Source organism: Mesorhizobium sp. B4-1-3, assembly GCF_006439355.1.
Taxonomy (GTDB): Bacteria; Pseudomonadota; Alphaproteobacteria; order Rhizobiales; family Rhizobiaceae; genus Mesorhizobium.
In genome coordinates, this window is record NZ_VFTG01000037.1 from 1 (window position 1) to 24,282 (window position 24,282).

Consider the following 24,282-nt stretch of genomic DNA (forward strand, 5'->3'; position numbering starts at 1 on the left):
GACGGCCGCAATCTCTACGATCCCAAGGTGATCGCCCGCTACGGCATCGAGTATTTCTCCATCGGCAGGATGGCGGCGTAAGTGCCATCTGGCATCTTGTCACATGTCTGACAGGGCAACCGCATTTCCCGCTTGCGGGCTGAACCTTCCTTCGGCTCCGTACCTTGCGTCAATCAGGCTCCAGATAACTATTTCCAAGCGCCTCAAGCATCGTTGAGAAGATGCTACCGACCTCCTCTGAAATCTCTTCTGAAGAGATTCCAGCCTTTTTTGCGTCGCCAGCCAATCGCCTCGCAAGCTCTTTGGCTAGGGTCGTATCAGATGATGAATGATGTGGCAGATTGCTATCCATCCACTCCTGGAGGAATTTCAGGCCCCGTTCACTCACTGTGAAACCACACCAGGGTTGTATGCACGATGAAGTGCAATCAAACTCGACACGTTTATCCCCACTATAATTTGCCGCCACCGGAATCGTTCCCTGTTCAAACGCGCTTACGGCTCTTATTGTCCCCGCATGGAACGACGGCACGCTATCCGACGCGGAATGGACCGGCTTTGGGAAGTCTACGATGTAGGCAACCAAAAAGTTCTATTCGTTGACGGAACTCCTTTGATCCATCTGCAGGTCGAAGAAGCACTGGATGCTCTGGAACTGTTAGAAGACGGTTTCCTCGTTCCAAGTGACACGCCCGCGATGGCGTGACGTGATTTTGAGGGCCGGGCTTCCACCGATCGCCCCCTCTCGCATCTGTCGGCCCAAGAGCGCGCTCTAAGCAGCAGATGCCATCATTAATAAAATTCAGCACCACGAGCTTCGTTCGCATGTTTCGCCCGGGAATTGGCCCGAACGGATGCTCCTTACCTAGTGAGATTGCGAAAACCTCTCTGGCGAGGCCCGGCGGTTAGCCGCTACCAGCCGCTAACCAGACCGTGTCCCAACCGTTGCGATTCTCCTCGGAGCATAGCGCAACCAGATGCCTGGTTAGGTGAATCTCTTCACATTGCGGCTGATCGGTCCGCTGCGGCAACGCGGGCCAGTATCCACAAGGCCCACGAGATTTCCTCGTAGGCCTCGTTCATTTAGCCGATGCGCCTGCGTAGCGCTAAGTGGGAGAATTGCCTCGGCTTGCGAGCTTCCGCAGGTTCGACTGAAGGGCTAGTAACTTTGCTGGCAACGGACACCTGCTCCCTGGTGGCGAGAACGGCCTTTCCATTCGCCTTGGTGGGAATTGTTTCATTGGCTCTGCTGCCGGGCGGCATCCTCGAGATGCTGGGTATGGGTTTCACGTTCAGCCACGACAAGCTCAACCACGCCGCCGCCTTCGCGGCTTTGGCGTTCCTTGGCGGTTTCGGTTGGCCCCAGCAAAAGTTGAGGCTGATTGTCTTCGTCCTTTTTGTAGGTGCGGCGATCGAGGTTCTTCAGGCCACGCCGTTGGTGGCGCGGGACATGGACGTGTTCGACTGGATTGCTGATCTTGCGGGCGCGATCTTCGGGCTGGCCATCGCCGCGGGGACAAACAGGATCGCTGGCGGAGCTCGTTGAGTGCCATCGCTGCAACCGTTCGTATAGATTGCACAATTTCCAAAAGACCGTCCGAAGGACAGCAGCCGGGTTCGTTCGCGCGCGGCACGCTGTCGCTATCGCCATATCTTCCCGCTGGATCTCGCGTGCTAAAGCATGTCTCCCGAAAGTGGCAACCGGTTTCGGGGCAAAGACATGCGCAAATCAATGCTTAAGCGCATGGAGCGAACCTGAAAGATCGCGACGCGCGTTAAGCCGTCCGAACGCGGCGTGCTTCGAGGCAACGGAGACCGAGGCGCCGGCCCGAGCCATTCGGAATGCAAATCTGCCTGACCGCCCCGCGGCATCAGCTCCCATGTCGTATTAGCTGTTCTTAAGTCTGACCGCTCCGCCGCCTTGAGGAAGAATCGATTTTCGATGTACACCTCCGGCGTCGCAAGCATCATCAGAATGATCGATGAAATGGTTTGGGCGGACGGCGATAACTGACGCTATCCATAGCGTGAGCCTGTCATGTCACCAGCCTACTCCGGATCGGAACTCGCGATTGAGCATCCGCGGACGGATTCTCAATTGCCATATTGCGAATGGACGAATGTCCCTGAATACGCGCTCGACCAGGGCGGCCCTGTCCTGCGCCCCTATCAGCGCATGGATGTCGGTTATGCCGATGTTGCCATCTTCGATCATTTGAGAAGTGTGGCCAGTCAATATCCCGAAAAACTGGCGATTACCGACGGAACCACCCGCTTCACCTATTCGGAACTTGTCTCGGCTGTCGAAATACTGGCCAGCCGCATCCTGGCCATCACTCCCGCCGATAACGCCGTCGGTATTCTTCTTGCGAATACGGCCTTCTTCCCATTGGCGATGCTGGCGAGCATGGCCGCCGGACGGCCCATGGTACCCCTCAACACGAGGGATCCGGACACCAGGATTAATGCGATCGTGTCGGAGGCGCGGTTATCCACTGTCATAGGGGATGGGGATGTCCGGCCCACTGGCCTGCCGCGGGATGTCGGCTGGATAAATGTCTCGCCCCGTGGCGAACCGAAGAACAATCGCGTTCCCCAGCTCCATTCAGTATCCGTCGATGCACCCGCGATCGTTCTTTACACTTCCGGCAGTACAGGTCGGCCGAAAGGCATCGTCAACAGTCAACGCAGCCTGCTATGGCGTGTTCAGCAATATGTAAACGCCTGTCACATCAACGCGCAGGACGTGTTCCTGCCTCTCACGGGACCGGCCACCATCGCTGGGTGTCGAGAGGTGCTCACCGCACTCCTGACAGGGGCCACGCTGCATCTGCTTGAGGTCGAAGCCGTGGGCTTGCGCGCGGTTTTACACCGGATGCAAGCCGAGGGAGTGACTGTCACTTACCTGGTGCCAGCTCTCCTGCGTGCGCTCATGGCGAACAAATCAGAAGACGCATTCCGCAGTCTCAGGGTCGCTCGGATCGGCGGCGAAAAAGTTTCGTGGGATGACATAAAGCTGCTGCGCGACGCCGTTTCAAGCAACTGCCTGGTCCAGATCGGCTACTCGTCAACCGAGACCACGGGATCACAATGGTTTGTACCGACCGATTGGCCGCAGCAGGATGCTTCGGTTCCCGTCGGATGGCTCCTTCCAGGGATTGGGTTCGCGATTGTCGACGAGGAAGGACGCTCGGTCCCGCCCGGCGGCACTGGAGAGCTTGTCATAAAGAGTCCGTATGTGTTGCTTGGCCATTGGGAGAACGGCGTCGTTGTGCCGGTGGCCGCGGACCCCGAAAACCCGTCCGTCCGCATCTTCGAAACAGGTGACCTTGTTCAGTTGGACAACCATGGCCTGCTGCAGATCATGGGGCGCAAGGGGCGTCAGATCAAAATCAACGGCCGACGCGTCGAACCCGCTGAGTTGGAACGGGTTTTGCGTGGCGCGCCTTCCGTTGAGGACGCCGTGGCGATTGTGACGGCGTCCACTGAACTCATCGCCTTCGCCGTACCTCGCGGGCCGGCCACTTCCAACTTCGCGGACGATCTTCGCCATCTTGCCCGAACGACGCTGCCGCCGCCCCTATGCCCACTGAGACTGCACGCGATTGCGGAAATTCCGCGCTTGCCAGGCGGGAAGGTCGATATGGCGAGGCTCGCCGAGCTGGACGGGGCGAGCGTAAGGCAGGAACGCATCGTCCAGGCTCCGAATACAGGAAACGAACGGACTATCCAGCACATCGTGCAACGTGCTTGGACCAAGATTCTGAACACGCGCGTTGCCTCGGGACGTTGGGATGACGCCGGCGGCGATTCGCTGAAGCTGTTGCATTGCGTGATGGAGATCGAAAGCGTCCTCGGCCTGGAGATCGACCTAGAACCTTTCACCGTCGGAATGAATTTCGAGGAAATGGTGAAAGCCGTCGCGGCCGCGAAGGCAGGTAATGAACAGGCCAGCTCGCGCAAGGAGCATCCGCCAATTCTTTTTCTGCTGCCTGGATCCGTCGGCTATGGTCCCAGCCTCGCCGCCTTTGCGGCCTCCATGGGCAGAACCGCCCGGGTTATCCCCGTCAGGTATCCTGCTTTGGCAATGATATTGCAGGGAAAAACCTCGGTCGCAGATATGGCCGAGGCCGCGCTCGACCAAATACGCCGCGCCCAGCCTGAAGGTAACGTGCGACTTCTCGGTCATTCGCTTGGCGGCGTCGTTGCTTTTGAAGTTGCTTCAAGGCTGCTGGCTGCCGGGCGGGATGTGAAATTTCTGGGCATTCTCGACACAAGCCTTCTCGGTGAGCGGAGCACTTACCGAGAGACGGTCGTCCGCACCATTCATCGAATCCGAACCAATCGTATTACCGCCTACAGAATGGCTTGCCGCGCCCTTGCAAAAGTCGTGGTCCGAATGGGCTACGAGAGGCAACTGGCCCGCCTGCTTGATCGCTACGCCCAGGAGAAATTCAACGCGACCAGCTTCAGGGCCAAGCTCGAGCTTCAGGAAGTCTTGAGGGCAAAAGCGTTCTTTCAGTGGCTGCTGATGCCAAGACCCCGACTACCGATCACCGGCACTCTGTTTCGCTGCGCCCGTCCCGGAATGCCTCGCGCCATCGGGTGGGACAATGCCTTCGCAGACCTGGATGTGATCCCTATCGTCGGCAGCCACATCGACATGGTTTCGGAACCCAATGTCGATACGAACCGTCCGCTCATCGAGGCGGCCGTGGCCCGAACTTATCTGCCAGAAGAATCTCGCCAAAAGGAGGAACGGCCATCGACGTGATCTCGGGGTTTGGCAAGGATGCCCTGGTGCTCGATGCTCGTGCCGAGGTCGATCGCATCGTAGAAGCCTTGCGCCAACAGGTCTTTGGCACACTTCGGCGCCGAGGCGTCGTTGTCGGCCTCTCCGGGGGCATCGACAGCTCCGTTGTCGCAGCCCTCTGTGTCGGCGCGTTCGGGAAAGATAAGGTCCTCGGCCTATTCATGCCGGAGTCCCATTCTTCCGGCGACTCGCTGCGACTTGGCCGAGCGGTTGCATCGCAGCTTGGTATCGAATCGATCGTTGAAAACATCACGCCGGCGCTGGAGGGCATAGGTGCCTATTCGCGTCAGATCGAGGCGATCCGGACCGTCGTTCCTGCCTATGGTCAAGGCTGGAAATGCAAGCTGGTGATGGCATCGGTTCTAGAAAGCAACGGCATCAACATCACCAGGCTGACGGTGGAGGATCCGGACGGCAAAGTCGACACCGTCAGACTGCCACCCGCAACCTATCTGCAAATCGTCGCCGCCACCAACTACAAGCAACGCGTGCGAAAGATGACGGAGTATTACCATGCGGACCGTCTCAACTACGCGGTGGCGGGTACGCCAAACCGGCTGGAACACGACCAAGGCTTTTTCGTCAAACAGGGCGATGGAGTCGCGGACGTGTTGCCGATCGTCCACCTCTACAAGACGCAAGTCTATCAACTAGGGGAGTATCTCGGGATAGACCCCGAGGTGCGGCGCAGGCCACCGACCACGGATACGTTCTCCATGGCGCAGAGCCAGGAGGAGTTCTATTTCGCATTGCCATATCATCTGACGGACTTGTGCCTCTATGGCCTGAACCACGGCATTGCCGCCAACGAGGTCGCAGCGGTCGCCGGCCTCACTCCCGACGAGGTTCAGAAAGTCTTCAAGGACATTGAAAGCAAGCGGCGCGCGGCGCGTTATCTTCACGCGAGACCCCTGCCCGCCATCCAGATGGACGAGGGCTGAGCGTGTGCGGCATAGCCGGAATCGTGGCGCTGGGCGCTACCGCGGCGCGGCCTTCACGCGAGGCGCTCCTGCGCATGGCGGGGTCGCTCACGCATCGTGGTCCGGACGAACACGGCCTCTACCGCGACAATCGCGCGGGGCTGGCCCACGCACGCCTTTCCATTGTCGACCTTTCGAGTGGGCAACAGCCGCTTGCCGACATGGGCGAAAAGACCTGGATCGTCTTCAACGGCGAGATTTTCAACTATGTCGAGCTTCGCGAAAAGCTGGTCGCGCTCGGCCACCGCTTCCGCACCCAGAGCGATACCGAAGTGGCGGTTCATGCATACCGCGAATGGGGTAACTCCGCTTTTGAGCGCATGAACGGGCAATGGGCGATCGCGATCTGGGATTCGCTGGCCGGTCGGCTCGTGCTATCGCGCGATCGGTTCGGCATTTGCCCCCTTTATTTTTGCGAGCACGCCGGGCGCCTCTATTTTTCCAGCGAAGTGAAGGCCATCTTCGCAGCCGACGCGGCTTTGCCGCGAGCCTTCGATCCAGCCGGCATCGATCAGACGTTCACGCTCTGGACGGTGGTCCCGCCGCAGGGCGTGTTCAAAGGAATTCAGGAACTCAAGCCTGGACACGTTCGCGTCTATGAAGACGGAACCGTTCGTGAGCAGGCTTTCTGGAAACCGAGCTACCCTGAGGCATTTGACGAGCGGAATGAATTTGCGGGCTCGCTCGATGATGCCGTCGACAAAGTGCGCGAGGCTCTGCAGACTGCGACGGCACTGCGCATCGAACAGGCGGATGTGCCTGTTGGCTGCTATCTGTCCGGCGGACTCGACAGCTCGCTTGTCGCCGCGCTGGCAAGCCGCATCGCGGGCGGCCGCTTCCAGACCTTTTCGCTACGGTTTGCCGATGCTGAATATGACGAGACCCGTTACCAGCGATTGGTGGCAGCCGTCACCGGCAGCGAGCACCACGAGGTGGTGGTTTCCCGCAGCGACATCGCCGACGCCTTTCCAGATGTGATCTACCACGCCGAACGTCCGATCCTGAGGACCGCGCCGGCGCCACTTCTTCTGCTTTCAAGATTGGTACGGAAGCACGGAATCAAGGTCGTGCTGACGGGCGAAGGCGCGGATGAAATGTTTGCCGGCTACGACCTGTTCCGGGAAGGTAAGGTCCGCCGCTTCTGGGGACGTCAACCATCCTCCACGAGACGCGCGCGATTGCTGGAACGCCTGTACCCCTATCTCACGCGTTCCCCGGTGCAGCAGCAAGCAATGGCACGCCAGTTCTTCGGTCACGATATCCAAGCTCATGATGAGCCAGGCTTCGCGCACGACACCCGCTGGCGCACCACCAGCGCTCTGAAGCGCTTGTTGTCCGCCGATATGAAAGCCATGACGGAGCCGAACAGTGCGGCAGCGGAGTTCCTCGCGCGCCTGCCCGCCGAATTTTCGCGGTGGGGCTCTCTCGCGCAGGACCAGTATATCGAGATCCAGACCTTGATGTCGGGCTATCTGCTCTCCTCGCAGGGAGACAGAATGCTGATGGGCAACTCGGTCGAAGGGCGCTTCCCGTTCCTCGACGATGACGTTGTAAAACTCGCAAACTCGCTTCCAGCCGAATACAAGCTGCGCGTCCTGGATGAGAAGCACGTCTTGAAGCGAGTGGCCGAGCCGATGCTGCCGCGGGAAGTCGTAGCCCGCAAGAAACAGCCCTACAGGGCGCCGAACGCTCAATGCTTCGTTGGCCACAACGCACCGGCCTATGTGCGCGAGGCACTTTCGGAAAAAGCATTGCGCGAGGCAAATGTCTTTGACCCTGAGCCGGTCGCGCGCCTGCTGGGCAAGTGTCAGGCCAGAGCCACGGATCAGGATCTTTCCAATTCCGACAACATGGCGCTGGTCGGCGTGCTGTCGACCCAACTTCTCCACCAGCAGTTTATCGCGCGCCGCCCCGGAAGCACTCGAGAGATTCCGCTCAGCGTCGATGTTGATTACCAGGTCAGGGAAGAGGTGTTGGCATGATGCACGGCGCGATTCCGCAGTTGCATGACTATCTCAGATACTCGGCCGACCGACTCGGCGACAAGGTGGCGCTGGTCTGCGGCGGGCAACGCCTCACCTATGCCGAGATCGAGGCGAGAGCTAACGGCATTGCACAACATCTGGCAGATGCGGGAGTGGCGCGCGGCGATCGCGTAATGATCTTCGCAGACAACACGGTCGAAACGGTCGTCAGCTTCTGGGCCGTACTCAAAGCGAACGCCGTGGTGTGCATCGTCAATCCGCTGACGAAGAGCGACAAGCTTCATTACCTGCTCAACGATTGTCTGCCGACCGCGCTGATAACGGACAACCATCTGACTTCCATCTTCAGCGAGCCGGCTCGCAACTGCCCGTCTCTGCGCCGAATGATTGTATCCGGGCCGATAGATGACGCCGAGTTGATACAACTGCCTCATGCGGTGCGCTGGGACGTTGCGATCGCCGGCGACAGCGCGGCACCGGCGCGCAGATGCATCGACATCGACCTCGCTGCCATAATCTATACATCGGGTTCTACCGGCGAGCCCAAGGGCGTGATGCTGACGCACAGAAACATGATGGCGGCTTGCAGCTCGATCGCGTCGTATCTTGAGCTCCTTGAAGACGAAGTAATCCTGAATGTCCTGCCGTTGGCATTCGATTACGGCCTCTATCAGATGATCATGGCGTTCCGTACCGGCGCCCGCCTGGTGCTCGAGCGCTCGTTCGCGTTTCCGGCGCAGATCCTTGGATTGATCAAGCAAGAGCGGGTCACGGGTTTCCCCGGCGTGCCTACCATTTTTGCCGCGCTCTCGGAGCTCAAATCGCTGAAGGACCAGGATTTCTCGAGCATTCGCTACGTTACGAATACGGCGGCCGCCCTGCCCCTGAAGCATATTCTCATGCTCCAAGACCTGTTTCCCAGCGCGCGCATCTATTCGATGTACGGGCTCACCGAGTGCAAGCGCTGCACCTACTTGCCGCCAGAGGATCTCGAGCGAAAGCCGTTGAGTGTCGGAATAGCCATCCCGAATACAGAAATGTGGATTGTCGATGAGGACGACAAGCGGGTTGGCCCCGACGTCGTCGGCCAGCTGGTCATCCGCGGCGCGACCGTGATGAAGGGCTATTGGGGCAAGCCTGAGGCGACCGCGAAAAAGCTCAGACCCGGTCCTCTGCCGGGTGAACAGGTCCTCTACACCGGCGACTACTGCCGGATTGACGCGGAAGGCTACCTCTATTTCGTCGGCCGCGGCGATGAGATCATCAAATCACGCGGCGAGAAGGTCGCGCCCAAGGAGGTTGAGAACGCGCTTATCGGCATTCCGGGAGTCAGGGAAGCAGCCGTGATCGGCGTCCCGGACGAACTTCTCGGGCAAGCCGTGAAGGCGTTTGTCGTGATGGAGCAAGGGAGGGCCACTGATGAGAAGCAACTGCAGAAGGAATGTCAAAAGCGGCTGGAAAACTTCATGGTCCCAAAATCCATCGTCATCGTGAACAGCCTGCCGATGACAGATACGGGGAAGCTGAAGAAAACGGCTTTGTCCTGAAACACCCTTCAACACTACCTTTCATTGAGCTTAATGCACCAACTGGAGAAATAACATGTTGTCCAGAAAAGATCCGATGGAGACTTACAGCGAGCAGATTCGTGGTTTCCTTGCCTCGAACTTCTACGTCGCCGACGCCGAGGCCCTGCAAGACGATGCGTCTCTGCTCGATCAGGGTATCGTCGATTCCACGGGGGTGCTCGAGGTTATCGGCTTCATTGAAGAAACATTCGGCATCACCGTTGAGGATAGCGAGCTATTGCCTGAGAACCTCGATTCCGTCCACGGAATTGCTCAATACGTCATGCGGAAAAAGAACTGATCGCAGCTGCCTCAGGAACGAGACGGTTGGGAAAGCGGGTTTGTCGTGAGTCGGGAAATCAGCGTCGAGAATGCCTACAATAAAGGGCATACCACCTTCATGGGGCTGGAATTGCTCGTGGGGCCTGGCGCACTCGTACCGCGACCCGAGACCGAGTTGCTGGGCACAACAGCCCTCGATGCCCTGGATCAGTTGAGGATCGCCGAGCCTCGCATAGTCGACATGTGCTGCGGCGCCGGCAATCTGGCCTGCGCCATAGCGCACTACGCCCCCGCCGCTCGGATCTGGGCGAGCGATTTGACGGATGGATGCGTCGAGGTTTCGCGTCGTAACGTAGCCTTTCATGGATTGGCCGGTCGGATTGCGGTGCATCAAGGGGACCTGTTCGAGGCTTTCTCGGGCCTGGAACTGGCTGGCACGATCGACATGATCGTCTGCAACCCGCCATACATTTCGGAAAAGCGCCTTGAGGGCGACCGCTCTCACTTGATCGACCTGGAGCCGCGCGAAGCGTTCGTGGCTGGCCCCTATGGACTGAGCATCCATATGCGGGTGGTAAAAGACGCGCAGCAATATCTACGCCCTGGCGGCATCCTGCTCTTCGAGGTCGGCCTTGGCCAAGATCGACAAGTCATGGGTCTGCTCGACCGCTCGAAGTCCTATGAAGACGTTAGCGTGGTCGCCAACGAGCTTGGCCAAGGCCGCGTGGTTTTCGCTTATATGAAGAGCCGCAGCGGACCATCAGCGCCGGAAGCCTGATCGGTTTTGACTGCGACTCGAACGCACACCCAATTGTTTGACAGCGGCGCCGCAGCGACCGTTCCATCACATATTCGCCAAGGCCGAACGCCCCCGGGTAGTTATCCCCAGCTTGTCGGGGTCGTTAACGATTTAGCGGCCGGTCGTCACGATTTTGCTGCATTTTGATAAAAATTGGCGAATGTTAGCTTGGTTTAATGTTCGGGGTGGGCGGGATCACAACGGAAGGTAAGATCGTGTCCTACTCTCAGAGAGCCCGTGAGCTCGTGCGACAATCTCAATTGGAGATTGGCACGTCGTGAAGAAATCCCACACGCAACATCTCGCATCAGCTCTGTCGGGCTGCTGGCATGGGCTGCTTGGCGTCGGTCTCTTTTCGGCAGTGATTAACATTCTGGCCCTGACGGGCTCCGTCTACATGCTGCAAGTTTATGACCGCGTGCTGCCATCGCAGAGCGTTCCAACGCTCGTCGGATTTACGATCGGCATGCTGGGTCTTTATGCCATTTACGGACTGCTCGATTTCGTGCGCCTTCGCTTGCTCGTTCGTATAGGCAATCGCCTTTATCGAAATCTACAGCAACAGGCCTTCAACATCTCGCTGTCTGCGCCTCTCATTGCCGGTCAGGATGCAACCCGGGTGCAGCCGCTGCGCGACTTGGATCAATTGCGTGGCTTTCTTTCCGGCCTGGGTCCCACAGTTGTTTTCGACGCCCCGTGGATACCGTTTTACATGGTGGTGATTTATCTCTTGCACCCTTCCCTTGGACTGATGGCAACCATCGGCGCAGCGGCTGTCGTTTTTTTGACCGTGGTCGCGGAAATTGTTGGTCGCGCGCCGGCGACAAGGGCTTCTGAAACACTTGTCGCCCAGCGCGTTCTTGCGGACGCCGGCCGGCGCAACGCGGAAGTTGTCCAGGCGATGGGTCTCTCCGCCAGGCTTGGCCGACGGTGGGCAGAAGTCAGCCGCTCATATCTCAAGAACCAGGAGCTGCTTTCCGACATCGTGGGCGGAGCAGGGTCATTGTCGAGGACGCTCAGGATGGCCTTGCAATCGAGTGTACTCGGGCTCGGCGCTTATCTGGTGATCGGGGGCGAGGCCTCACCTGGCGTGATCATCGCATCCTCCATATTGCTCGGCCGCTCCCTGGCGCCGGTCGACGCCGCCATAGCAAACTGGAGAGGGTTTCTGGCTGCCCGCCGAAGTTACTCCGACTTGGTCGCGGCCCTGGATAATTTCGATGACCAAAAGAGCCTTATGGAGCTGCCGCGTCCCCAGGGACAGCTCTCGGTAGAGGAATTGACGATAGCGCCCCCGGGCACACAACGGCCAACGATTCTCAATGTAAGCTTTCGCCTGGCAAGCGGTGCAGGGATGGCGGTCATCGGCCCTAGCGGCTCCGGCAAGACGACACTGGTGCGTGGTCTTGTCGGGGTATGGAGGCCGATTCGGGGAAACGTACGCCTGGATGGAGCCGCTCTCGATCAGTGGAGTTCGGAACTGCTGGGCGCTCATATCGGCTATTTGCCGCAGGATGTCGAACTCTTCGACGGAACGGTCGCCGACAATATCTCGAGGTTTGGGGGGCAGAGCGACCCGAGAGGTGTCATGGCAGCCGCTCGGGCGGCCGGCGTTGACAAGATGATCATGCGATTGCCGCAAGGGTTCCAAACACGAATCGGCGAAGGCGGGACGGCGTTGTCGGCCGGGCAGAGGCAACTCGTCGGACTGGCCAGGGCACTCTATGGCGATCCGTTTCTTGTCGTGCTCGACGAACCGAATTCCAACCTGGATTCAGACGGCGATGTTGCGCTGGCGGAGGCGATCCTGGCGGTGCGCCAGCGTGGCGGTATCGTCGTCGTCGTCGCGCATCGCCCCTCTGCGCTGGTCAATATTGATCAGGTACTTGTCATGTCGAACGGGATGGTTCACGCATTTGGCCCGCGAGAAGATGTTCTCTCGAATGTCGTGCGACCCTTCCCTCAGCCGGCAGTCGTTCCGCTGCAGAAAAATGCAGGCGGCCATGCTTGAGGTCTCATTCCGTGTCTGACGCAACTATTTCTCATGCCCGTGTCGACGACAGGAGACACTGGCTCGGAACGAGGCTGACCATTGATCCGGATGGTATCCGCACCAACCTGGTTCTGGGCCTAGCAACCACCGCCTTTCTTGTCGTCGGCGGAGGAATGTGGTTGGGGTTAACCAAGATCGCTGGCGCCGTGGTCGCGCCGGCAACCGTTGTGGTCGAAAGCAGCGTAAAGAAAGTGCAGCACCGGACCGGCGGCACCATCGGCGGGATCTTCGCCCAGGACGGTGACCATGTGCGTGCTGGCACCGTGTTGGTAAGGCTTGACGACACGCTCACGCGTTCAAACCTGCAGATCGTCAGTGAGGATCTTGACCGGGTCACCATCCGCCTGGCCAGGCTCGAAGCAGAGCGGCAAGGCTTGTCGGAAATGCAGGTTCCTCCCAATCTGCGCGCGAGAATGGCCGACCCGCGGGTAGCTGCTCTTGTCAACGGTGAACGCGCCTTGTTTGAAAGCCGGGCTACGGCACTGGCTGGCCAGAAAGCTCAGTTGCAAAGCCGCTCGATGCAGCTCGGGCACCAGATTGATGGCCTCAAGGCTCAGCTTGCCGCGACGAATGACTCGTTGGACCTCCTTACCCACAGCCTCGCCGACGTCCAATCTCTTTACTCCAGGAAACTGGTGTCCAAGGAGCGATTGAGCAACGTCAGCCTGGAAGAGGCTCGCGCACGCGGCGAGTCTGGGCGACTCGTTGCAGCTATCGCCGAGGTGCAAGCCCATATCAGTGAAACCGACTTGCAGGCACTTCAGCTCGACGAGCAGATGCGCAGCGACGTGACGAGCGAGCTTCGCGAAAATGAAGCGAAGCGCACGGAACTCGAGGAGCGCAAGATAGTGGCGGACGACGAGCTCGCCAGGACAGATATTCGTTCACCCCAGACCGGGACGATACAGGAATCCTCGATCCACACCGTCGGCGGTGTGGTGGCCCCGGGAGAGACGCTTATGGTGGTCGTGCCCGACACCGACAACCTTGTGGTGGATGCGCTCATTCCGCCAGCCCGAATGGATGACGTTCAGCCGGGCCAGCGGGTATCGATCCGCTTTCCCTCTTTCGACGTCGGAACCACACCTGTCTGCGAGGGCTCAGTCAAGCGCATCTCTGCGGATCTGATCAAGGATCAGGAACGCCAGCTTTCCTATTTTTCGGCGCGCATCCATGTCGACAACCAAGCCACCTGCCTGAAAGGTGAGAAAATCCTCAAGCCGGGCATGCCTGCCGAAGTTCACATCAGCACAGATGAGCGTAGTGTTTGGTCGTATCTGCTTAAGCCGTTGACCGATCAGATTTCCCGGGCCTTCAAACAATAGCGGGACCACAATTCCAGGAAAAGTGTGAGCGGTTTTCCGCCCGGAATTGCGTAAAATAAAGAGATAGTGCGCTCCGCCGTTTCCGTGAAACGGCGGAACGCACCAATAGCCTACTGGCTTGCCACGCGTCCCAGATCGCTGCTGAATCTTACCTCGATCGTATCCCCTGGAAGCACTTCTGAATCTTCTTCGACGGATTGCCTGCGCCAATCTTCACCAATCCTGCGTATGATGGTGATCTGGGCCTGGATGGCTTCTCCGCTGACCGGCAATGGCAGGGCTGACGCGCCGGCGGGCTGCAGCTTCTGACTTGCGGCCTGGAGCCTCGCCGTTGTGTCGGCAAGACGTACATCAGTGTCCCTCAACTCCGTCAGCAAACCGATCTTTCGCGTGTTTTCATTACGCGCGCGTTGCCTCAGATAGTCTTCCTGCAGGCGTCGCGTCCGCATCAGCTCGACCGAAGTCTGAAGCGCCCCATTGGAAGAGAGAAGCGCGGAGCGCCTGACGTCCGAAAGCCTGGCGTTGGTCAAGTTGCCCGCTTGGAACAATTTGGTCACCCGCGCCAGATCGTCTTCATCCGCCTTGACCCCGTCCTTCTCAACCTGCTCGCGCTTGGTCAGAACCTCGATCTGCGTCGCGGCGTCCTTTGCTCCCTGTTCAACGTAGTCTTGTTCTTGTTGGAAGTTGTCGAGAGAAATCTTCAGCGCTTCTGCTTCAGCCTTGGCAATGGCCGAGTTGAAGGCGGCAGACAAGGGTGATCCTTGCGGCGGCCTTGTATCGAAACTCGCCTGACCCTGCAGTTCGGCGCGAATGCGAGCACCATGGAAATAGTCGCGGGTGTATTCTCCCCAAAGCGATTGATAGTCGCGTTGCAAATCCACCGGATCGGGACCTGCCTGGTTCGATCGTGACCGCAAAAGGCTGAGGCCGCCCGCCACCGCAACCGCCTGTCTCACGGTCATGAGGGGTCGATATGCCTGCTGACCCGGAGTGAGCACGTCTCCAGTCACATATACCGGACGATATTCCGCGACTGTCGCCGTCACGTCACCAGGTTTGACAACGATCATCTGCTCCCGCCCGTCAGGCATACGCTGGTGGAGTATCTTGGTCGGCAGGATCGCGGCCACATGGGCCTGCAGTTCGGCAGGGGTCAGGCCTCCGACTGGTATCATCCCGACCTCGGGGAGCGCGATCGTACCGTCCAGCTGGATTACGGCACGTTGCGTTCGTTCCGGTACAGAAGAAATCCCAATCTCGACTACGTCGCCGGGGGAGAGCTTATAAGCGGTTGCCGTGTCCGCTGCGAAAGCAGTATCGATCGCGGCCAGCACACCAAGCGCTGCAAGAACGTTTCGCTTCGCGAATGCCATAGCTGATCTCCATTCAGTTCGACTTCGGCTCTTCCGACCAGTCGACACGGGTGACGAAGTCATAAACAGGTCCGCCGGGCACGCCCCAGTTGCTGGACCAGATTACCTGCGAGCCATCAGGTGACGGCGAGGCATGGGTCTCGCTTCGATAGTCGAAATCAACGCTGCGTGTTTGCGCTATGCGCCGAACCTCTCCGCTGCCATCGAGGCGCAGTGCGATAACCTCTCGTGCATAAGGTGCCATTTCCGGACGGGCAGAAACCTTGTCCGGTTCGCCGCCATAGCTCAGGAACACCCAGCCAGGCTTGTTCAAGGCACGCAAAGAAGCATGCGAGGCCTCACCATACTTCATAAGCGAAGTTACTTTCCCGTCGGACAGCCGGCGCTTGATCACCTGAAACCTGTCCGGATCGGATTTGCTGATGCCTACGTAGATCTCGCTCCCATCGGCGTCGACCGTCATGTCGCCGTGCCCGGGCCGATGATGCTCTAGCCACTGCTGGCCCGGAGTGCCGTCGGTCGAAAAAATAAACGCCTGTTCGGTACCATCTGCCAGTCCCTGGATGCAGAGAATATTCGTGCCCAGAGGAGAAATCGAACAGCTGTCAACGTTCCCGGCAAGCTGCCCAAGTGCGATATCGGCCAACTTGCTGTGCAGTTTTAGATCATACGCGAAGACGACCTCGGCACCGTCCGATCTGATCGCTCGCACCGCTATGCGGCTACCATCCTGGCTCGGGTTGCCTTTGCCCGGTCCGAAGCGCAGATTCCGATAGTCCCTTGAATCGAACAGCACATCCTCGTGATCAGTCCGCGGCGCCCAAGTCGATATTCGCCGGCCTTGAACGCAAATCATGAGATCCGCTTTTTGCGGATGCCATTCACATTCACCCGATCGGTCGCGCACCAGCAGCGGCACGAATGTGTGTCCGTCAAGAAAGCACATCCCATTGCAGCCGTTGGTGATGACGAGAAGGCTCTGGTCCGCATTCCAGGCCTGCGCGCTGGAATAACGGTGGCTGCAATAATCTTTCACACACGCGACCCCATTTCCAAGCGGTCCGCGCTTTGTGATCCGAGTGAACGTTTCGCCAAACACGGGATCGACCGTAGGGTGCAGATAGTCGGGCAACTGCATCGCCGGCGTCGCGACAAAGTGCGTTGACGCATTGCTCACCTGGCTCGCGGCAGCGTGCTGATCAAACCACGCCAAAGCGAAAAACAATGGCAACGCCAACACATGTCGGCGACAGCGGGTCATGTCATGTAGCCCATTTCCCGGCGCACCCGTCCTTCGCTCAGGCGCCTCCTCCACCACGATATGGTGCGCTCCAGTCCATCTCGCAGATTGGTATGGGCTCGCCAGCCGGTCTGGGTTTCGAATTGCGTCGAGTCCGCAAGCAGCGCGCGCACTTCGGAATTCTGCGGGCGCAAGCGGCTTTCATCCCGATGGACAGGTTTCCTCGATCCGCTCAACTCGATCACCAGATCCAGAACGTCCGCAATCGTCGCGGCACGCTGGCTTCCGGCATTGTAGGCATGGCCGAATTTGAGGCCCGCCACGCCCGCGGTCAGGAATGCCGCGGCCGTGTCTTCGACAAAAGTTAGATCGCGTATAGGGCTCGTATCCCCGACCATGATGGCCGAACAGTTTTTGTCGAGGGCCTGCCTGATTATGGTCGGCACTATCGCCCTCTCGCTCTGGCGTGGGCCATAGGTGTTAAATGGCCGCAGAGTTACGACGGGAACATCGAATGACCTGGCGTAGGCTTCGGCCATCATGTCGGCCCCGATCTTGGAAGCAGAATATGGCGACTGGCCCTGCAGCGGATGAGATTCTTTGATCGGCATGGTCAGCGCAGTGCCGTAGACCTCGCTGGTCGAGGTGTGCACAACGCGTTCCATATCCCACTGCCGCGCTGCCTCGAGAACGTTCATCGTGCCCAGGACGTTGGTTTCCACATATGACTGGGCCGCTGCATACGAATATGGAATCGCGATCAGAGCGGCCAGATGGAAAACCACGGCCTGGCCGCGCATGATCCTGTTCAGGAACGCACTGTCGCGCACGTCGCCACGCACCAGATGCAGGTGGCTACGAACGTCGTCCGGCAAATCGTCAAGCCAGCCGTGACTGTCGAACGAATTGTAGAGCGCCAATGCCGTGACATCCGCTCCGCTGCGGACCAGCGCCTCGGTGAGATGCGACCCGATAAATCCATCTGCGCCCGTGACCAGTACTTTTTTGGCTTTGTAGTTCATGACCAATCGTCCCTATTGCCATTTCCAACTCCGACGGTGACGCTCACCGGAGTGTCAGTCCTGAACGGGCTTAGATCTTGATCGGCGACGGCGGTACCCGGCCGATAACGGCTAGAAAACCGCGGGCCATCCAAACGACGTCAGCCACGAGAGTCCGCTGCGGATAATAGGAAAGGTCGATCCTGGCCTTGGCTGGAAACAGGATCTCACGATAGTACGTCAACGGATCCGTGGATTTTGGATAGAAACTCGCCTCGTTTCGAAACAGAATTTGGCTCGGACCGAGCAAGCCTGGCTTGTAGCGCAAAACAGCTTCGGCGCCGCCATGGAAGCAATCGGCGAACGCCAGACTCTCCGGCCGTGGCCCGATGATTGCCATGTCGCCTATGATTACATTCCACAGTTGCGGCAGCTCATCGAACTTTGTCGCGGCGAGCACCCGCCCTATCCTTGTCATGCGGTTGTCACCGGCGACCGTCAAAGCGAGGCCGTGGGGGTCGCACCGCACGTCGAACTTGCGGAACTTGTACATCTGAAAGGGTCGAGCCCCGGCACCCAAGCGGGTCTGTGCGAACAAGACAGGTCTACCGCCCTCGGCCAGAAGGCTGACTGCGATAAGCAGCATTAGCGGCGAGAACAACACCGCAGCAATGGTTGCAACAGCAACGTCGATCAAACGCCGTGCAAACCCATGATCCGAGACTGCAACGAAGCGTCGGTGAAGGGATTGATCTGTCGCGTTCATGCGGCGGTTCCCGCTTGGGCACGGCCGTTCACCGCAGTGGCCAAGGCTTCCACAACCGCCTCGACCACCGCCGAGGTCATCTGCGGGTGAAGCGGAATCGTCAGTTCCCGCTGAGCAAAGTCTTCCGTTCGTGGCAGATGGGTTCCGGGAAAAAGCTCGCGGTACAACGTCATCCGATGCACGGGCGGATAGTGGATCGTGGTTTGGATTCCCTGGTCGCGCAATTCGTCGACAACGCCTTGCCGGTCCGCGTATCGCGGCAAAACTATCGGCATAATGTGGTAAGCGGATCTCCGCGATTCACTGAATGGAATGGTTATTGCCGGGCAGCGTGCGGCGATGAGCCGTCGATAGAGGACGACGAGGATGCGCCTTACTTCGTTCCACTCTTGCAGGTTCGCCAGCTGGACGAGCCCGATTGCGGCCCGCATCTCGTCCATACGATAGTTGAACCCGAGCATGGTAACGTCATACTGCGGCGTGCGGCTGTTTAGCCGCTGGTGCGTGCCGGTGGTCATCCCGTGCCCGCGCGCCCGGCGGATCTTGTCGAGCAGTTCTGGGTCTTGGGCGATTACGGCGCCGCCCTCAGCGGTTGTCATGTTCTTGTTGCCGTAGAAGCTGAAGGCCGCGGCAGCGCCAAAGGTTCCGACTTCCCTCAAGCCGGGAGCATGAGCTGCGTCTTCGATGATGTGCAGCCCCCGACTACCGGCAAACCTTTGCCAATGTTCCCGATTTGCCAGATATCCGGCGAAATGAACGAGAATTATCGCCTTGGTGCGCGGCGTGCACCGAGCCTCAGCTTCCGCAATCGACATCAACGGCAAGTCGGCTGACTCGATATCTACAAAGACAGGTGTTGCGCCGACATAAAGCACCGCGTTCGCGGTCGCCACGAAAGTCAGAGACGGAACCAGCACCTCGTCGCCTGGGCCGATACCGAGCCCGTGCAAAATGAGATGAAGTGCAGCCGTGCAGGAGCTGACGGCGACACAATCGTCCGCGCCGTGCATGCGGGCAAACGACTCTTCGAACAATCGAACCTGCTCGCCCATGGTCAGCCAGCTGCTATCAATGACCTTTGACAGAGCAGCCTTCTCCGGGACACCCAAGATCGGTGCACTTACCAAGAGCATGATGACCTCACTCCCGAATTATCATCCTGTTTGGGTTCTCGAGGACCGCGATCTGTCAGGCGGCCGCCGCCGCAACTTCAATCGAAGCCGACTGCTCCTCCCAGGAAATGGCCTGAGCATTCTGGAAATCATCGACGCGGCCAATGTCGAGCCAAAGCCCTTCATGCTTGTAGATGTGGACGACCGTGCCTTGCTGCATCATCTGCAGCATCAGGTCGTCGAATCCGAACGGGATGCCAGAGGGAATAAAGTTCAGGACATCGGGATTCATGCAGTAGATGCCCATGCTCACGAGATGAGAAAGCGTAGGCTTTTCGCGGAACACCTGCACCGCATCGTCGACTTCGTCGATGACGCCGAAATCCATCTTGATGAGCCGGTTGGCGGTGGCGATAGTGACCGGATCTTTGTGCTTGCGGTGGGCTGCTATGAACCTGCTGAGACTCAGGTCGGTGAGAACGTCGCCGTTGAGCACGATAAAGGGCTCAGTCAGTTCATCTCGGATAAGCGAGAGTGGCCCGATGGTGCCCAGCGGCTCCATTTCCTGAGTGTACCGTATTTTCAGATTCCATTGCGAACCGTCACCGCACACGCTGCGGATGAGATGGCCGAGATATCCGGTCGTGATGTAGACCTCCTCGATGCCATTGCGTCGGAGCCACTTGAGGAGCAGTTCGAGCACGGGCCGGGCACCAATTGGCATCAGAGGCTTCGGCAAAACCGACGTGAAGGGACGAAGTCGTGTTCCCATTCCACCGCATTGAATAACCGCTTTCATCCGATCCTCCATAACTCGTTGGGACGTCCATGGCGGTGCCTGGAGTAGAAGCGTTGTGGGTCCCTTCCGACCATGATGGGTCAGACCATGATGGGTCAGAGAGAAACTGCGCTACGCGTTAGTCCGAGCATCTTGTGAAGAACGGTATGTGAGCGGGCGGGGGATGTCGTCGTGCAATCGAATGGCACCGATCGATCGCCTCCTGAGCTTCAACTTCCGCGCTGAAACGTGGGTGTTCGGCACGCGGGGAGCGACTGTGCACCCGCATCTAGAAATTGCTTGGCCATGATGCCTTCAAAGGCTTGAGGCGCCCGCGTGCAGAACCGAGAATCCAGCTGCTGGAAATTTACTTTTCGCTCCCTCAAACAGCTGATATCGCATCGAAACCTTCGCAATTGGCCTCAGACGCGCCTGATCGGAGATACAGCCTCTCTGACAAGGCCGAGGCCCGTCCGATTCCAGCCGATTGACGGATCCTCGAAAAAAAAGGAGATTTTTCCGCCATATAGGAATATATTAAGCATGTTGGCGTGCAAAGAGGTGCGGAGTTTTCTAAGCGTTCGACGAGCGGTTGGCCACCGCCAGGGCCTTTCCCCGATTGATCGTTAAAGGCGGAATAAGCGTTTCAAGGCTCGATTGTGAGCCTGCGTTGGGGTGGAATGCAAATGTATCGAATCGTCATTGCAGACGATCACGGTTTGTATCGGCGTGGCCTGAGTTTGGCGCTTAGGGCCGAGCTCCCGGAAGCGGAAATATTCGAGGCCGGATATTTCGATGCCGTGGTCAATGTCCTTGCTCAGCAGGACAAAATCGATCTTGCCATACTGGATCTGAACATGCCGGGACTGTTCAACCAGCAGGTGCTCGGCGATGTTTTGGCAGCGTATCCGGACACCCGTTTTGCAATCGTTTCCGGGAATGATTCACGGGCGGAAATATTGAAAGCCCTTTCGATCGGGCTGCACGGCTATATCGTGAAATCGCAGACGGACCAAGAAGTGGTGTCGGCAGTGCGCGAGATTCTGGCAGGTCGCATCTATGTTCCGGCGCTGTTGTCTCGACCGTCTGGAGCTCCAGCATCACCCGCACTCCAATCCGCAAGAGCCTGGACCCAACGGCGGATGGGAGCGACCGTCCTAAGCAAGTTGACCTCGAGGCAGCGAGATGTGCTCAAGCTGATGGCCGAGGGCTTCTCAAACAAGGAGATAGCCCGCGATTTGGATATTTCTGAAGCGACGACCAAAATCCACGCCGCTGCCGTAATGCGTGAACTAGGAGTACGCAACCGCACCGAAGCAGCCGTCGCGCTACAGAACTGGCGTTCGAGATTTGTTGATTAAGATTCGATTTCGCGTCGAGGCAACCGGAGCGAATATCGCAAACCGCCTGCGAATATCTCCAGCTTCGAGGAATGGCCAATAAGCGGCGCGGTATTAACACCCAATATCATCGAGCCCATGCCATGGCCGATGTTCTTGGCTTTCCTGCGGCTCCCCGATTCGATCCAATCGAACACGACGTCGGCACTTGCCTCACTATCTGAATCTAAAGCGTACGCCCATCTAACCTCAAGGCGCCCCCGGGAGCCACCAAGCACACCATGTTTGACGGAGTTCGTCGTAAGCTCGTGAACAATCATCGCGAAGGTTTCGGCAGCACCGCTTGACATCACGACGTCAGGACCATGGGTCCTTATCGTTCGCGTTTTCAGGTACGGCAAAAGTTCCTGGACCACGAGGTCTTGGAGCAGTATCGGACTCGCGGTGCGGCGTGAGATCATCGTATGCGTGATCTCAAGCGCGCGTATTCGATCAACTAGGTCCTCCTTGAACTTCGTGACGCTGTTCCCGGGGACCTCAACCATTTTTACCAGCGCCGTGACGACCGAGAAAAGATTGCTGAACCGATGACGTTGCTCGATCAAGATCCGTTCCCGTCTCCTCACCGTGGCGCGCAAGAGCGTGGTCTGCCGACGCTCCGTCAGGTCAGCTGCTACCCCGATTAGCAGTTGCTGATCGTTGTATTGCTCCTCTCGCCCACGCAGTGCTACCCAACGAACAGTTCCATCCGATCGCCGGGCTCTCACCTCAACATCATAATTTGTGGTGGGACCGGATGCTTTAGGAACTGCGAGCTTTCGCCAGTCCGCGGCGTAGATGACGGCAGCCAGCTCATCCATTGGCCGACTGGTGGCCCCGGGTAGGCCTAGAATTTCCCAAAATTTATCAGAACCGGTGACGACTTCGCTTTGGAGGTCGATTTGCCAGGTCCCCAACCGCCCGGCCGAAAGCGCCAGATCTAGCCGTTCCTTCTGAATCCGCATCGCCTCGCGCGCCGCCCGCCGCTCCGAGATGTCATCGACAACGACGACTGCGCTCTCTGAAAGGGGGCCATCGGACCGGTACGATGACAAGTTCAGGCGAGCCCAAAAGGGGGAACCATCCTTCTTCAACAAACGTACTTCCGCATCAAATGGCGTCCCGGACCTACCTTGATCGGCAAGCGCTTCAACAACGCCAGCACGATCATCGGGATGAACAAGGCGCTCGAGCGGAACATGAGCAAGCTCGGCTTCGCTGTATCCTGTCAGTTCGCAAAGACGTCGGTTGGACTGCAGAAGCTCGCCTTTTTCGTTGGTGTTTGCAAAGCCGATGGCCGCACGCTCGAACACCGAACGGAAGCGGCTTTCGGTGGCTTCGACAGCGCTCAATCTATTTTCGGCGATTTCCAACGCCCTACTGACGTCCTGCCGCAAGCGGTGGAACACGAGGGCAATCATAAAGCCAGAAACGAGGAGGAAGATTGCCCGAAGCCAATCCTCGGCGGGAACTTGACCGCGTAAGATTCTTGCAGCCGCCAGGCCAGCGGCGGCGGCCACCAAGGTCGCGACGATTGCCGCGTTACGTCCGACAAGATATACAGCGATGATTATAGCTGGAATAGCTGAGATGAAGGTTTCTTCTGTTTCAGCTTGGGTTATACTTGAGATTTCGAATATTACGGTAAAAATTAGCACCGACATGGAAGCCATGTGAGCTAGCGACATACCTTGCAGACGTGAAACCAATCTACGCAGGTGCAACCCCATGTCCTCAGACTACAACTTTTGGATTAGCCCGTCGAGCCTAGAACGCCACCGTCCGGTCTAGTACCACTGCCGGATTGCGGGCCACGTATCCCAGATTATCATCAAGCTAAGAAGAAGCTCCGGTCTTATTCACATCGCAAAGGTGCAGGTGCGAAATCGATGCAAGCCCTTGAGACAGAGAAGTCTTTTGGGAGCAGGGAGCTTTTTTGCGGGCGTCGCACAGCGAGTAACCTCGGATAATGGGTGACGTCAGATAGCGATAGAGAACTCGGAAATTTACTCGGCCAAACACGGGTGGGGTAGGCTATGTCTTTCATTGACCGGCGCAACGACTCCGTTGTGAACAAGCAACATATCGAATTGGGCATTGCATACGGCGGCAGCGTTGCACGCACGCCACGTTGCATGTCGGACAGGCAGGGAACTGCATGTGCGTCAAAGCGACGGAGCATGGAATCCGTCACCGGCATGCTCGATCGCATTGGCTGTGGCTTCCTCGTCCTTAATCGCGAAAAAAAGGTGCTGGAGTGGAACACTGCCGCTCAAAGCACCTTTGAACGACAGGGTGACGCGGCTGGTACGGCTACGGAGCTTACGGCTGCGCTAAGGCGACTCGTTGCGAACGTTCAAACCAACTTTCTGCCAGGATCGTTGTCGTGGGTGGTGATCCGCAGCACGGACGACCGGCCGGTTGTACTCAACGAGGGCGGGGTCATCACTCCCGACGGAACGAGTATCGTCGCGTTGTTGGATCGGGAAAATCGGTCCTCGGCCAACCCTCAGACATTGCAGAAGATGTTCGGCCTTACGAGCGCGGAAACTCAGCTTGCCATGCGATTGGCTCAGGGGGATGCGCCCTTGGAAATCGCCCGCAGCTGGCGTCTCAGCCGCACCACCATACGATCTCAGCTTGCCTCCTTATTTGCCAAGACTGAAACCAAGCGCCAGGGTGAACTGGTCGCGCTGCTGGGGCGAATTTCCGTGCTGCCGTGACCCCGCCTCAACCGCGAGGCGGGGCGCGTGGCCGAATTTAATTGGTCTGGCATTGGGTCTGGTGCAAAGCGCAGCCCTGCCCGATCCCCACACTACGCCGACAAC

At 58.4% G+C, this 24,282-nt stretch carries 19 protein-coding genes; 11 read left to right on the forward strand and 8 right to left on the reverse strand.

Features of this window, described 5'->3' with window-relative positions; genetic code table 11:
* Positions 1-169 precede the first annotated feature (169 nt).
* The gene (locus tag FJW06_RS27685) at positions 170-352 is read right to left on the reverse strand and encodes a DUF768 domain-containing protein (protein WP_140756524.1); all 183 of its coding nucleotides are present in this window, start codon (positions 350-352) and stop codon (positions 170-172) included.
* A gap of 888 nt (positions 353-1,240) precedes the next feature.
* Between FJW06_RS27685 and FJW06_RS27695 the strand changes: the two genes are divergently transcribed.
* The 9 genes from FJW06_RS27695 (at position 1,241) to FJW06_RS27735 (ending at position 13,805) form a co-directional block, all read left to right on the forward strand.
* Positions 1,241-1,546, forward strand: a complete 306-nt coding sequence (locus FJW06_RS27695; RefSeq protein WP_246674883.1) for a VanZ family protein — start codon at positions 1,241-1,243, stop codon at positions 1,544-1,546.
* Between the two features lie 492 nt (positions 1,547-2,038).
* Positions 2,039-4,774: an AMP-binding protein gene (locus FJW06_RS27700; protein WP_246674884.1), complete on the forward strand. Its 2,736-nt coding sequence runs from the start codon at positions 2,039-2,041 to the stop codon at positions 4,772-4,774.
* Positions 4,771-5,754 (forward strand): NAD(+) synthase, encoded by a 984-nt coding sequence (gene nadE, locus FJW06_RS27705; RefSeq protein ID WP_181178627.1) that lies wholly within the window; start codon positions 4,771-4,773, stop codon positions 5,752-5,754. Before FJW06_RS27700 ends, nadE begins: the two co-directional genes overlap by 4 nt.
* Before the next feature lie 2 nt (positions 5,755-5,756).
* Positions 5,757-7,775 carry an asparagine synthase (glutamine-hydrolyzing) gene (asnB, locus tag FJW06_RS27710; protein WP_140756528.1) on the forward strand — a complete coding sequence of 673 codons (2,019 nt, stop codon included), beginning with the start codon at positions 5,757-5,759 and terminating at the stop codon, positions 7,773-7,775.
* Positions 7,772-9,325 (forward strand): AMP-binding protein, encoded by a 1,554-nt coding sequence (locus tag FJW06_RS27715; RefSeq protein ID WP_181178629.1) that lies wholly within the window; start codon positions 7,772-7,774, stop codon positions 9,323-9,325. The genes asnB and FJW06_RS27715 overlap by 4 nt, the downstream gene beginning before the upstream one ends.
* Positions 9,326-9,380: 55 nt before the next feature.
* Entirely contained in the window at positions 9,381-9,647 is a 267-nt protein-coding gene (locus FJW06_RS27720; protein WP_140756530.1) for an acyl carrier protein, read from the forward strand.
* A gap of 45 nt (positions 9,648-9,692) precedes the next feature.
* On the forward strand, positions 9,693-10,406 hold the full coding sequence (locus tag FJW06_RS27725; protein ID WP_140756532.1) for a class I SAM-dependent methyltransferase: 714 nt from the start codon (positions 9,693-9,695) through the stop codon (positions 10,404-10,406).
* 298 nt (positions 10,407-10,704) lie between these two features.
* Positions 10,705-12,438, forward strand: a complete 1,734-nt coding sequence (locus FJW06_RS27730; protein WP_181178631.1) for a type I secretion system permease/ATPase — start codon at positions 10,705-10,707, stop codon at positions 12,436-12,438.
* Between the two features lie 11 nt (positions 12,439-12,449).
* On the forward strand, positions 12,450-13,805 hold the full coding sequence (locus FJW06_RS27735) for an HlyD family type I secretion periplasmic adaptor subunit (protein WP_246674886.1): 1,356 nt from the start codon (positions 12,450-12,452) through the stop codon (positions 13,803-13,805).
* Between the two features lie 110 nt (positions 13,806-13,915).
* On the opposite strand, the gene FJW06_RS27740 is transcribed toward FJW06_RS27735, so the two are convergent.
* The 6 genes from FJW06_RS27740 to FJW06_RS27765 all read right to left on the reverse strand — a co-directional run bounded on the left by FJW06_RS27740 (position 13,916) and on the right by FJW06_RS27765 (position 20,096).
* Positions 13,916-15,178 carry a polysaccharide biosynthesis/export family protein gene (locus tag FJW06_RS27740; protein WP_140756536.1) on the reverse strand — a complete coding sequence of 421 codons (1,263 nt, stop codon included), beginning with the start codon at positions 15,176-15,178 and terminating at the stop codon, positions 13,916-13,918.
* A gap of 13 nt (positions 15,179-15,191) precedes the next feature.
* Positions 15,192-16,439: a hypothetical protein gene (locus FJW06_RS27745; protein WP_140756538.1), complete on the reverse strand. Its 1,248-nt coding sequence runs from the start codon at positions 16,437-16,439 to the stop codon at positions 15,192-15,194.
* The gene (locus FJW06_RS27750) at positions 16,436-17,440 is read right to left on the reverse strand and encodes an SDR family NAD(P)-dependent oxidoreductase (RefSeq protein WP_140756540.1); all 1,005 of its coding nucleotides are present in this window, start codon (positions 17,438-17,440) and stop codon (positions 16,436-16,438) included. Before FJW06_RS27750 ends, FJW06_RS27745 begins: the two co-directional genes overlap by 4 nt.
* Before the next feature lie 70 nt (positions 17,441-17,510).
* Positions 17,511-18,185: a sugar transferase gene (locus tag FJW06_RS27755; RefSeq protein WP_140756542.1), complete on the reverse strand. Its 675-nt coding sequence runs from the start codon at positions 18,183-18,185 to the stop codon at positions 17,511-17,513.
* A complete protein-coding gene (locus tag FJW06_RS27760) occupies positions 18,182-19,318 on the reverse strand; it encodes a DegT/DnrJ/EryC1/StrS aminotransferase family protein (RefSeq protein WP_140756544.1) in 1,137 nt (378 codons plus the stop codon). The genes FJW06_RS27755 and FJW06_RS27760 overlap by 4 nt, the downstream gene beginning before the upstream one ends.
* A 55-nt stretch (positions 19,319-19,373) precedes the next feature.
* Complete coding sequence (locus tag FJW06_RS27765) at positions 19,374-20,096, reverse strand: NDP-sugar synthase (RefSeq protein WP_140756546.1); 723 nt, start codon at positions 20,094-20,096, stop codon at positions 19,374-19,376.
* Between the two features lie 665 nt (positions 20,097-20,761).
* Between FJW06_RS27765 and FJW06_RS27770 the strand changes: the two genes are divergently transcribed.
* Entirely contained in the window at positions 20,762-21,436 is a 675-nt protein-coding gene (locus tag FJW06_RS27770; protein WP_140756547.1) for a response regulator transcription factor, read from the forward strand.
* Here FJW06_RS27770 and FJW06_RS27775 read toward each other — a convergent pair.
* Positions 21,433-23,127, reverse strand: coding sequence for a PAS domain S-box protein (locus FJW06_RS27775; protein ID WP_246674888.1), 1,695 nt, complete (start codon positions 23,125-23,127; stop codon positions 21,433-21,435). The genes FJW06_RS27770 and FJW06_RS27775 overlap by 4 nt on opposite strands.
* A 507-nt stretch (positions 23,128-23,634) precedes the next feature.
* Between FJW06_RS27775 and FJW06_RS27780 the strand changes: the two genes are divergently transcribed.
* On the forward strand, positions 23,635-24,177 hold the full coding sequence (locus tag FJW06_RS27780; RefSeq protein ID WP_246674890.1) for a helix-turn-helix transcriptional regulator: 543 nt from the start codon (positions 23,635-23,637) through the stop codon (positions 24,175-24,177).
* Positions 24,178-24,282 lie beyond the last annotated feature (105 nt).